Here is a 13,384-nt window from a genome sequence, read left to right on the forward strand (position 1 = left end):
TACTGCGTAAGATTGTAGTTGTATTTTCTGGCGCTATACACAAATTATTTTTAATTAATATTTAACCCATTTAAACAAAAGAAAATGAAAAAAACAATTGCTTTGCTCGTCGCTTCTTTAGCTTTTACAGTTTGTCTGTTTAGTAGTTTTACCCCGGAAAAAGTAATCCTTTCCCCTAAAAAGGTAATGCGGAGGGGTGTGGTTACGGTTACCAAAAATTTTACTACCAGTAATGGCCTGGCTGCGGTGGCAACACTTCAGTATACCACTGGCCAGGTTTATTCTAGCATTACGGTAACCATACAGGGAGAGGGTAATGTTCCGCTAACATCGGTGTCTCATTCTTCAGGCCCAATTTATGCCGATACTTTTGAAGGGTATAAAGCCGGGTCTTATTATGAATATTTTGTAAATGTATTGGTAACTGGAAACCCAACTATAGGTTGGCAAATTTCAGATACAAGTGCAGAAGCCGTTGTAATTTAAGTTACAACCCCAAATAAAGAGTCTACTGCTTCATTGCAGCAGTTTTTTGCAGAACCGGCATTGCCAAAAGCTATGCTGGTTTTTTTATGGTAACATTTCTAATGCGCTTTTTGATTAACGCTACAATAGTTTGATATTTAGAAACCAAACCAAAACAATGAAATTCAGATTTATACTCGCTACGTTTTTAAGCATGGGCATTATTGCATATGCACAACAAGAACCAAGAAAAAGCCAATCTAAAGAGACCGTAACCACTACCCAGGTTACTGTTAAAGACGAACCGAAATCTTCAGTAAATGAAAGGACCATTAAAGTGGAGAGCTCGGTCGTTACCAATCACACCGTAAATATCGATGGTAAATCTGTTCCCTATAAGGCTACAACAGGTACGCTGCCAGTTTGGGATGAAGATGGAAAACCGATTGCTGGTTTATTTTATACTTATTACGAACGCAGTGACGTGCAAAATCGCAATAAGCGACCCTTGGTAATCTCTTTTAATGGCGGCCCGGGTTCAGCTTCAGTTTGGATGCACATCGCCTATACTGGTCCCGTGGTTTTGAATATTGATGACGAAGGTTATCCCGTACAGCCTTATGGTTATAAAGAAAACCCATTCTCTATTTTAGATGTGGCAGATATTGTATATATCGATCCGGTTAACACAGGCTATTCCAGAGTCGTGAGTAAAGATATTCCAACCAATAAGTTCTTTGGTGTACGTGCCGATATTAAATACCTGGCCGAGTGGATCAATACTTTTGTAACCCGGAATAACCGATGGGCCTCTCCAAAATTTTTAATCGGAGAAAGTTATGGTACTACACGTGTTTCGGGTTTGGCTTTAGAGCTGCAGAACAGCCAATGGATGTATTTAAATGGTGTGGTATTGGTTTCGCCAACCGAACTGGGTATTGAACGTAGTGGACCCGTTGATGCAGCTTTGCGTTTACCTTACTTTGCCGCAACAGCATGGTACCATAAAGCTCTGGCCGGAGATTTACAGGCAAAAGATTTAACAGCAATGCTGCCAGAAGTAGAAACTTTCACCATTAACGAATTAATTCCTGCTATTTCGCAGGGTGGGATGTTGAGTGCCGATAAAAAGAAGGCCATTGCCGTAAAAATGGCCCGTTACTCAGGTCTTTCTGAAAAAGTGATTTTAGATTATAACCTCAACGTACCAACCGATTTCTTTTGGAAAGAATTACTGAGAGATAAAGGCTTTACCGTTGGTAGGTTAGATTCGCGCTACCGCGGTATCGATAAAATGAGTGCAGGCGAAGGACCCGATTATAATGCAGAGCTAACCTCTTGGTTGCATTCCTTTACGCCAGCCATTAATATGTACATCCGCAACGAGCTCAACTATAAAACAGATTTGAAATACAATATGTTCGGTTCTGTATACCCATGGGATAAATCTGGAGATCAGACAGGCGATAATCTCCGCCAGGCTATGGCACAGAATCCTTATCTGCATTTATTGGTGCAATCGGGTTATTACGATGGGGCCTGCGATTATTTCAATGCCAAATATAGCATGTGGCAGCTAGATGCAGCTGGTAAACTGAAAGACCGTATGAGCTGGGAAGGTTACCGTAGTGGGCACATGATGTATTTGCGGAAGGATGATCTCAAAACGGCTAATAACCACATCCGCGAGTTTATTAAAAAAGCATTGCCAAAGGAAGGCGTGGCTGCTAAGTTCTAAGATTTTAGAGTTGACAACTTTCTTATGCAGATTGCTATTAAAGTTGTCGACTCTTTTTGATTTATTTGGAGCGCAGGTGCTGTGTAATAATTATCGTAAATCCTGCTTTCCATTACAAGTCCGCACTCGTACCTCGTTTGCGGGCTTTCCATTTCAATCAGGGCTAGGTAGGTTAGTGGTATTAAAACCCCTCGTCATTACAAATACCTTTCTTTTTTGAAAAAATGAACGTTCCTGCCCAGGAGGCGTCTCTATAGGCCGCTTTGTGCGCCTGTGGTTAAAAACGCTTAACTTAATGACATTGACCAATGGAACGTAAGATTTTCATCACACAAGCCGTCCCATAGGGACGGCTCCTAGGTAGCCAATTGTATAATTGGCGTTAAACGTTCCGTAGGAACGTTTGGTGGTAATCCATATATAATTCCTTTTTCCAGGCCCGTGTTTTTTCCAGGCTCTTTTTAGGCAATGACACGAAAACCCCTCATAGTAGCAGGAACAGCTGTAATCTAAACCTGCTCTACCTCCTGCCGATTTTTCATCGGCAGGAGGTAGAGCAGGACGGAACTCAAACAAAACACTACTGCAATTTGCTTTCCAAATCAAAAAAACGAATAATTTTGCTTATGCATTAAGCGATTTAAGTCCCGCAAATTCTAAACAAAAAACTGTTGGTTACAAACTAAAAATAATTACTTATTTTTGTGGTTCAATTATGCAGCAAATAAAAACATCATTCGATTTTGAAAAACCTATTGCCGATTTAGTTCAGCAGATAGAAAAGGTTAAGCAAGTTGCGGAAAAAACTAAGGTAGACATGTCTGCCACGTTAGATGAGCTTGATGGTAAATTAGATGAAACTACCAATAACTTATATAAAAATTTAACCGGTTGGAATAAGGTTCAGATGAGCCGTCATCCCGATCGCCCGCAAACACTCGATTACATCAATATGATCTGCGATGATTTTATTGAGTTGCATGGCGATAGAACGGTTAAAGATGATAAAGCAATTATTGGCGGTTTTGCTTCTATAAATGGTCAAACGGTAATGGTTATTGGCCATCAGAAAGGTAAAAACACCAAAGAGCGTCAGTTTCGCAATTTCGGTATGGCCAACCCAGAAGGTTATCGCAAAGCATTGCGTTTAATGCGTTTGGCGGAAAAGTTTAATAAACCTGTTATTTCTTTTATCGATACTATGGGGGCTTACCCTGGTTTAGAGGCCGAAGAACGTGGACAAGGTGAAGCTATTGCCAGAAACTTATTGGAAATGTCTGTTCTACGTGTACCGATTATCTGCATTGTTGTAGGTGAAGGTGCTTCTGGAGGTGCTTTGGGTATCGGTATCGGCGATAAAGTATACATGTTAGAGCATACCTGGTACTCCGTAATCTCCCCTGAATCTTGCTCATCTATTTTATGGAGAAGCTGGGATTTTAAAGAGAAAGCTGCTGAGTGCTTAAAATTGACTTCTGATGATATGTTTGGGAACAAACTAATAGATGGCATTATTCCTGAGCCACTTGGAGGTGCACATCAGGATCCGGAGTTGATGGGCAAAACATTAAAAGAATATATTGTTAAAGATTTAGCCACTTTAGGTAAACTAAAAACCGATAAACTGATTGAACAGAGAATTGATAAATTCTGTGCGATGGGTGTTGTAAACGAATAATCATTAACTAAAATAAATTTGAATCCTGTTTGGCCATGCTGAACGGGATTTTTTTGTGAATAAATCCCCAGCTTTTAAGAATATCATTAGATCCGTCACCCTGAACCGAGCCTTAGCGAGCTCACCGAAGGTAATTTATTTCAGGGTCTTTGTAGCATGATAGATGCTGAAATAAATTCAGCATGAACGATTGCACGGATAACAGAGTGGAAAATTAATTATTATTAAGCCAACTTGGGCTACGATTTAAACCTTACAGGTTTTCCAGAACCTTCAAAATTTGAACAAAAAAAGCAGCTACAAATTAATGCAGCTGCTTTGTAAGTTATTTCCAGATCCGTTTATTATTGCGGACCTTGTTGTGGGAAGAACATTGATAAACGGCCTTCAAGGTTATTAAATGTTTTTTGCAGTTTCTCACTCAACTTATCCTGACCCGCAGCTTTACTGGTCTTAATCATTCGATCCAGATAGTATAAGCCGGTTTGAATGTTCTGCGATCCGGTTAAACCTTTTGATTGTGAAATATCTGCCAGGTAGTTTAACTCTTTATTGATATAATCGCCAGATTTGTCTAAAATATCATTAGCTCTGGCAGTTTCGCCTAGTTTATATAGGTTTTCAGCTAGATAGAATTTCACTACAACAGTACGGATGCCGAAGAATTTATCAGGCATTACCTCAAAATATTTATCCACCACTTTTTTTGCCTCAGCAGTTTTACCTTCTTTAATTAAGCTGTTGGTTAAGCTACTGAAGATATTGGTGAAAATAAAAGTATCATCTGATGATTGAGGGTCTAAATATTTAGCAGTTTTCATATTTCCCCACTTAAATTTAGTCATCACATTATTATACAATACAGGTGTATTTAATTGCTCTGGTCTATCCTCAGATGCTGTTGTGTCAGCCTTAAGCGGCAGTAAACGCATCGCTAAGCCTTCGTTATATAAATACTTATCCAAGCCATTGTATTGATCTGAAGGTACTGTAGAAGCGAAATAAATCGGGCGCTTCCAATTGTTGTGCGCAAGGATATCGAACATGGCCAAAGTTCCTTTAGTAACATAACCTTTATTAAATTTCCAATCCATGGTGGTGGTAATTTTTGAAGCATCGGCTGCGGGTACTGTTCCTGTACTTACCACTTGCTGCGGATCTACCGTAATTTTAAGGTTTTTAGTTGGTAAGAAATTAGATTTTGATCCATCCTGCATGGCAACTTTATCACTCTCATCGTTTGATAACAATAAATCAACTACGTTTTTAAGCTCAACACTACCTGCAATTTTATAATCATCGTATGGCATTACATCCCTTTCACCTTGTACATATTGTTCTGGTTTCATCGAAATTGGCAATGGAGCAGATTCATTTTGTTTTTGCCTTAAACCGTTGATGTACCAATCTGTATCGAATAAACTTAGGTTTACAATACGCACATCAGGACGAACATTTTCTACCTCCTGGATGTACCAAAGCGGGTAAGTATCGTTATCGCCATAAGTAAACAAAATGGCATTTGGCGCACAGGATTGTAAGTAATCCAAAGCAATATCATGCGGAACCAGTTTGGTAGAACGGTCATGGTCATCCCATCCCTGTTCGGCCATAATTACCGGTGCCGCCAATAATCCGATCACGGTTGCCCCAATAGCTCCGGCAGTTGGGGTTAATTTTTTAAACAACCACTCTTTAATAGCCAGCGCCCCCAGCCCAATCCATATGGCAAAGGCATAGAAAGATCCTACATAAGCATAATCCCTTTCGCGCGGCTCTAAAGGCTTTTGATTTAAATATAATACAATGGCAATACCGGTAAAGAAGAATAGTAATGCTACAACTCCCGCATCTTTTTGGTTACGTTTGAAATGCCAAAGTGCACCAATAACACCTAAAATTAAGGGTAAAAAGAAGAAACGGTTGTATGCTTTATTATCAACAGTTGATGGTGGCAAATGACTTTGATCGCCACGCAACCAGCTGTCAAACGGTTTAATACCACTAATCCATTCGCCTTCAAATCCGCTGCCCTGGCCTTGCTCATCGTTCTGGCGCCCAACAAAATTCCAGAAAAAGTAACGCATATACATGTAACCAATCTGGTAACTCGCCAAAAAGCCAACATTATCAACTAAGTTCGGGTGTTTACTATCATCCAAATGCATCCACTCTTTATAAAAACTGGCATGTTTAGGGTCGTCGCTATACATACGTGGCAATAAAGTGTTATTGTTGTACTCGTAATCGGTTTTTTTGCCCGCTACTTCATATTTGTCTTTACCTTTTCTCCAGATGGTTTTACCTTCCGTTACACCTGTTCTTTCAGAGTTATAATTTGGTCCATAAGCCAATGGTCTATCGCCATACTGCTCGCGGTTCAGGTAACTTAAGAAAGAGAAAGCATCTTTCGGCGCGCTATTATTTAAGTTCGGATCTGCCTTTGCCCTGATAATGATCATCGAGAAAGATGCATAACCGAAAATGATTAAAACCGTAGAAATTAAACCTAGGTTTAATAATTTTTTTTGATGCTTGATCGAATAACGGATTCCCCAAACCAGGGCGCCAATTAACAGAATAGCGAAAAACAAAACGCCTGTTCCAAAACCTAAACCTAATGTGTTAACGAAGAACAGGTCGAAATAAGCACCAAATGAAACCAGGTATTGGATAATACCATATTGGATTACCGCTAAGATTAAGATACCAACAATAAGGGTTTTAAGAATTCCTGATGTTGTTGCTTTATCAGTTCTTTTGAAATAATAAATAAAAGCAAGTGCTGGTATGGTTAACAAGTTTAATAAGTGGATACCAATTGATAAACCCATAATATAGGCAATAAACAGTAACCAGCGGTCAGCACGTGGTTCGTCGGCATGTGCTTCCCATTTAAGGATAGCCCAGAATACAATCGCTGTAAATAACGATGATTGTGCATAAACCTCCGATTCTACTGCCGAAAACCAAAAACTATCAGAGAAAGTATAAGCTAAAGCACCAACGGCCCCTGCCCCCATAATACTGATTAATTTACCTGTTGTTAGTTCTTCACCAGCTTTTAATATCGTTTTTTTAGCCAATGCAGTGATGGTCCAAAATAAGAATAAGATGGTTGCTCCGCTCGAAACAGCCGAACCTACGTTCATCCAGTAAGCGATTTTGGTTAAATCTCCAGCTGCAAAAATAGAGAAGAAACGTTGGATCATTAAGAATAATGGTGCGCCAGGTTGGTGAACAACCTGCATTCTAAATGCCGATGCGATAAATTCACCGCAGTCCCAAAAACTGGCAGAAGGCTCTAAGGTTAAAACGTAAGTTAGTGTAGCAATTAAAAAGCAGATCCAGCCTACTATATTATTAACTTTTGAATAATTCATTGGTTTGTATAATGATATTAAAAATTGTTTTCACATAAAAATGCTGCCGAAATTAACTATTCTAGTCGATAAAACAGGTAAATTTTTAGATTGATTTAACAATTTTTAACGGCCTAAGGCCTTTAACATAAAGGATTTTAATTTATTGGGAAGCAAAAACCCATAAGCAGAAAGGTGAAATCTGCCTATGGGTTAAAATTTAGAATGTTTTTTGCTTAGCCTGCAGCAAACGGGGTAAACCTTATAATCAGATCGTTGTATTGTTTTTCGAGGCTTTTGTTTAGCCCGGTTTGTTTAAATACTTCGGTTAATTTTACCATTTGCCCTAAATAGCCAAGATAGAAACGTATATCCTGCTCTGATGATAGCTGGTTTTTGCTTTCCGAAACATCAGCAAGATGGGTTAACTCTTTGCCTATATAATCAGCAGTTTTTTTAATCATTGCATTTGCGCGGTTTAGATCATTTAACCGATACAGGTTTTCGGTTAAATAATAAGTGCTCATTACCTGGCGCATACTGTAAAATTTAGCAGGAATCACCTCAAAATATTTATTAGCCACTTTTTTGCTTTCGGTAATTTTGCCTTCGTTTATTAAGCCGGTTAATAAACCATTAAACATGTTAGAGAACATGGTTACATCATCAGCAGATTGCCTGTCTAAATGGTTGGCATTTTTAATGTTGCCAAAGCCGTAAACATTCATCAGGTTATTGTACATGGGTTTCAGGTTTACACGATCAAAATCTTGTGTAATTGCAGTATCTGGTTTTAAGGGTAGCAGTCTTTTATTTAATCCTTCAGAATAGAGGTATTTGTTAAGCCCTATATATTGCTCGTTTGGCATGGCACCGCTAAAATAAATCGGGCGTTCCCAGTTATTGTGTGTTAAAATATCAAATAAAGCTAAGGTGCCTTTGGTTACAAAATTCGAATTGTAAGTCCATTCCATACTGCTTGCAATTTTACCGGCATCTTCCTTGGGTACAGTGCCGGTATCTAAAACCTGTTGCGGACTTACGGCCAGTTTAAGGTTTTTGGTTGGTAATACATTGTATTTTGAACCATCTGTCATGGTTACTTTATCTTCGTCATGATCGGATAGAAGTACGTCTAAAATTTCTTTTAACTCAATATGCTGTGCAATCTTATAATCCTGATAATACATAATATCCCTCGTGCCTTCAACGTATTGCTCATGCTTTAAGGTGATGGGTAAGGGGGCAGATTCGTTTTGCTTTTTTCGCATCCCATCAATGTACCAATCAGCCGTAAATAAGCTTAAATTTACTACGCGCACATCCGGACGGATATTTTCTACCTCCTGTGCATACCAAACCGGAAAGGTATCATTATCGCCATAAGTAAACAAGATGGCATTGGGGGCACACGATTTTAGGTAATTGACAGACATATCTCTCGCTACGTGGCTGTCAGAACGGTCGTGATCGTCCCACCCCTGGTTGGCCATAATTATCGGCGCACCAAACAAGGCGATAACTGTGGCAAAAATGCTGGCACGCTGGGGTGTTAATTTTTGGAAAACCCAATCCTTTAATCCAAATACTCCTAAACCGATCCAGATGGCAAAAGCATAAAAAGAGCCCACATAGGCATAATCCCTTTCACGAGGCTCAACAGGAACAGAATTAAGATAAACAACTATTGCTACCCCGGTAAATACAAAAAGTAAACCGATAATGCCAGCATCCTTTTGATTACGTTTAAAATGCCAAATGGCACCGATTAAACCGATAATTAAGGGTAAAAAGAAAAACCTATTGTATGCTTTGTTCTCTACGATGGATGGTGGAAGGTTTTTTTGACTGCCAAGCCTGATTGCATCTAATGGTTTTACGCCGCTAAGCCAATTGCCATCTTTTCCGCCAAACTGCCCATCTTCATTATCCTGTCTGCCTACAAAATTCCACATAAAATAACGCATGTACATTTGTCCGGTCTGGAAAGAGAACATGTAATTTAAGTTATCTATCAAGGTGGGTTTGTGCTCATCATTAAAACCCATGTAACTTTTGTAAAAGTTAATGTGTTCAGGCTTATCGCTGTACATGCGCGGCAGTAAAGTTTTATCGGCGAAAATATATGCCGATTTTGTGCCTGCCGGTTCGTATTTTTTGTCGCCTTTACGGATAATTTTACCCGTTTCTTCAACGCCGATTTTTTCTGAATTGTAATTCTCTCCATAAAGCAGTGGCCTATCGCCGTATTGATCGCGACCAACATATCTCGAAAAAGAGTATACATTATCTACATTATAGTTGTTTAAATTTGGTTTAGCCTGCGCCCTGATAATGAGGAGTGCAAAAGAGCTATATCCAAAAAGTAGCAGAACGGTAAATAACATGGCCAGGTTTAAAATCCTCTTATTTTTAAGGATAGAATAACGGATGCCATAAACCAAGCTCCCGATTACGAGCACCGCAAAAAACAATATGCCTGTTCCAAAACCTAAACCGATGGTGTTTACAAAAAAGTAATCGAAACTTGCTGCAAAAGATATTACATATTGAATAATGCCAAATTGAACGGCTGCCAGAACAGCAATTGAAACAAAAAATACTTTTAAAACGCTTTGCCAACTGGGCGATGGATTCTTTTTGAAATAATAAACAAATATTAAGGCAGGAATGGTAAGCAGGTTTAAGATGTGTACACCAATAGAAATTCCCATCATGTAAGCCACAAAAAGTAACCAACGGTCTGATTTAGGTTCATCAGCCTGCGATTCCCACTTTAATATGCCCCAGAATACAATAGCCGTACAAAGCGACGACATAGCGTAAACCTCGGCCTCTACAGCCGAAAACCAGAAACTGTCAGAAAAAGCATAAGCTAAGGCGCCAACCAAACCGGCACCCATAATCCCGATAATTTTTTGCTTGGTAATTTCTTCGCCTTTTTTAATTACTGTTTTCTTGGCCAGTGCAGTAATGGTCCAGAACAAAAAGAGAATGGTACCTGCACTTGCAAGCGCAGAAGATATATTTATGAAATAGGCTACCTTGGTTTTATCGCCAAAAGCGAGTGTCGAAAATAACTTTTGAATCATGGAGACTATTGGAGCACCTGGTTGGTGAACCACCTCCATTCGGAAGGCAGAAGAAATGAATTCGCCACAGTCCCAGAAGCTTACAGATTGATCTAAAGTTAAGATGTAAGTGAGCGCGGCAACGATAAAACAGAGCCAGCCTCCAATGGTGTTAATCCTTGAGTAATTCATAGTTTAATTTTAGTCTTTGATAATAAATGATTTAAGTGGTTCGTAGTAAAAAAAGTCGTATAAAAAAAGAAAATGTTGCACGCTATGTAATGATTTTTTTATCTTTGCATCGCAAACAGGAACAGCGGGAGAGAAATTAAAAATATTTTAAAATCGCTCTTGCATATTTAAAATAAGGTTCCTACATTTGCATTCCCTTTCGAGGAGAATATCCTTGAGAAGTTTTTGTCCGATAGTATAAGGGTAGTACAACGGTTTTTGGTACCGTTTGTCTTGGTTCGAATCCAGGTCGGACAACTAAATTTAATAACGGATCATGTTTTAAATAGACATGATCCGATTTTTTTTAACCGTAACTACACGAACCCATGCCATTGCAGTTTAACCCGGTAAAGCTTTTTTCCGGAACAGGTTCTAAGGGATTATCACTTAAGATTGCCGAACATTACGGCAAGCCACTTGGTAGCGTAACCATTCACAAATTCAGTGATGGAGAGTTTCAGCCTTCCTTTGATGAGTCAATTCGTGGTAGTGATGTTTTTCTAATCCAGTCTACTTATCAGCCTAGTGATAATTTAATGGAGCTTTTGTTAATGGTTGATGCTGCTAAAAGGGCATCGGCACATTACATTACTGCAGTTGTTCCTTATTATGGTTTAGCCCGTCAGGATAGAAAAGATAAACCGCGTGTAGCAATCGGTGCCAAATTAGTGGCTAACTTATTAAAATCAGCAGGTATTCACCGTATTATGACGATGGATCTACATGCTGCACAGATACAGGGTTTCTTCGATATTCCGGTTGATCACTTAGACGGATCGGTAATCTTTGTACCTTATATCAAAAGCTTAGGCTTAAAAAACTTAACTATTGCATCGCCAGATATGGGCGGTTCGTATAGGGCACGTACTTTTGCCAAGTTTTTTAACGCTGAGGTAATTATTTGCGATAAACGCCGTAAACGTGCCAACGAAATCGAATCTATGTCGATTATTGGTGATGTGACTGGGCAGGATGTCGTATTAATCGATGATATTTGTGATACCGCCGGAACCCTATCAAAAGCTGCGGCTTTGATTATGGAAAACGGTGCAGCAAGTGTTAGAGCGGTTTGTACACATGCTGTATTATCTGGCAAAGCAATAGAAACGGTAGAAAATTCGGTATTAACCGAGTTGATCGTTACGGACACTATCCCATTGAAACAGGAAAGTCCGAAAATTAGGGTGCTAAGTACAGCCGGTTTATTTGCAAGGGCAATTGCCAATGTAAACGAGCATGGATCGATTAGTGATCTGTTTAGAGTGTAAATTAAGGTGGAAGGTAGAGGGTTGAAGGCTTAAGGTCTTGATACTCGATACTTAATACTGACTACTAATAATTAAATAAATAAAAAAAAATGAAAACAATCGCAATTAGCGGTTCTCCAAGAGAGAACGTAGGGAAACGCGATGCCAAGGAACTTCGTTACGAAGGTAAAGTTCCGGCGGTATTGTATGGTGGAAAAGAGCAACAACACTTAGCTGTGGTTATTGCTGACTTAAGAGATGTTATTTATACCCCGGATGTAAACTTTGTGGAAATTAATGTGAATGGTGTTAAAACCAAAGCTATCGTAAAAGATACGCAGTTTCACCCACTTACCGACGTATTATTACACATCGATTTTCTTCAGTTATTTGATGAGAAAGAAATCGTTATGGAGATCCCGGTTAAATTAACAGGAACTTCTCCAGGTGTTAAAATGGGGGGTAAATTAATCCAGAAATTACGTAAACTACGTGTTAAAGCATTACCAGCTAACATGCCACAAAACGTAGAAGTAAGCTTAGAGAAATTAGAAGTAGGTAGTTTATTCCGTGTTCGTGACCTTAAAGGTGATAAATACGTAATCACTAACACTCCTGAAGATACTATCGTTTCTGTTGCAATGTCTAGAGCATTAAAACAAGCTGAAACTGAAGCTGCTAAAGGTAAAAAATAGTACGCTGAGTTCACAGATTTAAAGCGGTAAAGAAGAAATTCTTTACCGCTTTTTGTTTATAGGATATCGTCTTGCTGAATTTATTTCAGCATCTGAAAATAGTGAGACCCTGAAATAAATTTACTTCGTAGCTTTCCGCTATGCTACAGGTCAGGGTGACGAGTAACAAAAAAAAGCTTTCGCTTTAGCCTTTGGTCTTTTCGCTTTAAGCTTCTACCTTTGCCCCATGAAATATCTTATAGTAGGCTTAGGAAACATCGGGCCGGATTATGCACATACCAGGCATAACATTGGCTTTGATATTGCTGATGAACTGGTTAAAGGTTTAGGTGGTAGCTTTGATAATATCCGTTTGGCCTATTATGCTGAGGTGGGCTTTAAAGGTAAAAAACTACATGTAATTAAGCCAACAACCTTTATGAACCTGAGTGGTAAGGCCGTTAACTATTGGATGAAAGAGCTGAAAATAGCACCGGAAAATGTACTCGTTATTGTTGATGACCTTGCCTTGCCTCTCGGAAAGCTAAGGTTAAAATTACAAGGTTCTAGCGCGGGTCACAATGGTTTAAAAAGCATCGAAGAAGTTTGTGGTGGGCAAAACTACGCGCGCCTTCGCTTTGGAATTGGAAACGATTACCCGAAAGGCAGGCAAGTAGACTTCGTTTTGGGTTTGTTTGATAAAAATGAACAGTTGGAACTTCCTGCATTGATTGATAAAAGTGTAGAATTGATTAAAAGTTTTGTAACCATCGGCCCGGCACACACCATGACCGCTTTTAATAAGTAGTTCCCTTACAAGAATCGTCATGCTGAATTTATTTCACTGTTGTCCGGTTAAAATTGATTATTGAAGATAAATAAGGCTTATTGGCTAATTAAGGTTGTTTATGTTTT

Annotated in this window: 8 protein-coding genes; 6 read left to right on the forward strand and 2 right to left on the reverse strand. The window is 39.1% G+C overall.

Annotation, left to right across the window (positions count from 1 at the left end; translation table 11 throughout):
* Positions 1 to 84: 84 nt before the first annotated feature.
* The 3 genes from HDC90_RS15925 to HDC90_RS15935 all read left to right on the forward strand — a co-directional run bounded on the left by HDC90_RS15925 (position 85) and on the right by HDC90_RS15935 (position 3,881).
* The gene (locus HDC90_RS15925) at positions 85 to 486 is read left to right on the forward strand and encodes a hypothetical protein (RefSeq protein WP_184468065.1); all 402 of its coding nucleotides are present in this window, start codon (positions 85 to 87) and stop codon (positions 484 to 486) included.
* Positions 487 to 643: 157 nt separating this feature from the next.
* Positions 644 to 2,203 carry a S10 family peptidase gene (locus HDC90_RS15930; protein WP_184468067.1) on the forward strand — a complete coding sequence of 520 codons (1,560 nt, stop codon included), beginning with the start codon at positions 644 to 646 and terminating at the stop codon, positions 2,201 to 2,203.
* A gap of 715 nt (positions 2,204 to 2,918) precedes the next feature.
* Complete coding sequence (locus HDC90_RS15935; protein ID WP_184468069.1) at positions 2,919 to 3,881, forward strand: acetyl-CoA carboxylase carboxyltransferase subunit alpha; 963 nt, start codon at positions 2,919 to 2,921, stop codon at positions 3,879 to 3,881.
* Between the two features lie 344 nt (positions 3,882 to 4,225).
* Here HDC90_RS15935 and HDC90_RS15940 read toward each other — a convergent pair whose 3' ends face one another.
* Entirely contained in the window at positions 4,226 to 7,264 is a 3,039-nt protein-coding gene (locus HDC90_RS15940; protein WP_184468072.1) for a DUF2723 domain-containing protein, read from the reverse strand.
* Between the two features lie 215 nt (positions 7,265 to 7,479).
* Entirely contained in the window at positions 7,480 to 10,506 is a 3,027-nt protein-coding gene (locus tag HDC90_RS15945) for a DUF2723 domain-containing protein (RefSeq protein ID WP_184468074.1), read from the reverse strand.
* 368 nt (positions 10,507 to 10,874) lie between these two features.
* Here HDC90_RS15945 and HDC90_RS15950 point away from each other — a divergent pair, with 368 nt between their 5' ends.
* The 3 genes from HDC90_RS15950 to pth all read left to right on the forward strand — a co-directional run bounded on the left by HDC90_RS15950 (position 10,875) and on the right by pth (position 13,277).
* On the forward strand, positions 10,875 to 11,816 hold the full coding sequence (locus HDC90_RS15950; protein ID WP_184468076.1) for a ribose-phosphate pyrophosphokinase: 942 nt from the start codon (positions 10,875 to 10,877) through the stop codon (positions 11,814 to 11,816).
* 89 nt (positions 11,817 to 11,905) lie between these two features.
* Positions 11,906 to 12,490, forward strand: a complete 585-nt coding sequence (locus tag HDC90_RS15955) for a 50S ribosomal protein L25/general stress protein Ctc (protein ID WP_184468078.1) — start codon at positions 11,906 to 11,908, stop codon at positions 12,488 to 12,490.
* A 226-nt stretch (positions 12,491 to 12,716) separates the two neighbouring features.
* Positions 12,717 to 13,277, forward strand: coding sequence for an aminoacyl-tRNA hydrolase (gene pth, locus HDC90_RS15960; RefSeq protein ID WP_025144146.1), 561 nt, complete (start codon positions 12,717 to 12,719; stop codon positions 13,275 to 13,277).
* Positions 13,278 to 13,384 lie beyond the last annotated feature (107 nt).

The sequence above is a fragment of the Pedobacter sp. AK013 genome, from assembly GCF_014205835.1.
Taxonomy (GTDB): domain Bacteria; phylum Bacteroidota; class Bacteroidia; order Sphingobacteriales; family Sphingobacteriaceae; genus Pedobacter.

What these genes read in the sequence shown, in the direction of transcription:
- HDC90_RS15940 (WP_184468072.1), bottom strand. Translation starts at nt 7,264, where the DNA reads ATGAATTATTCAAAAGTTAATAATATAGTAGGCTGGATCTGCTTTTTA.
- HDC90_RS15925 (WP_184468065.1), top strand. Translation starts at nt 85, where the DNA reads ATGAAAAAAACAATTGCTTTGCTCGTCGCTTCTTTAGCTTTTACAGTT.
- HDC90_RS15935 (WP_184468069.1), top strand. Translation starts at nt 2,919, where the DNA reads ATGCAGCAAATAAAAACATCATTCGATTTTGAAAAACCTATTGCCGAT.
- HDC90_RS15955 (WP_184468078.1), top strand. Translation starts at nt 11,906, where the DNA reads ATGAAAACAATCGCAATTAGCGGTTCTCCAAGAGAGAACGTAGGGAAA.
- HDC90_RS15945 (WP_184468074.1), bottom strand. Translation starts at nt 10,506, where the DNA reads ATGAATTACTCAAGGATTAACACCATTGGAGGCTGGCTCTGTTTTATC.
- pth (WP_025144146.1), top strand. Translation starts at nt 12,717, where the DNA reads ATGAAATATCTTATAGTAGGCTTAGGAAACATCGGGCCGGATTATGCA.
- HDC90_RS15930 (WP_184468067.1), top strand. Translation starts at nt 644, where the DNA reads ATGAAATTCAGATTTATACTCGCTACGTTTTTAAGCATGGGCATTATT.
- HDC90_RS15950 (WP_184468076.1), top strand. Translation starts at nt 10,875, where the DNA reads ATGCCATTGCAGTTTAACCCGGTAAAGCTTTTTTCCGGAACAGGTTCT.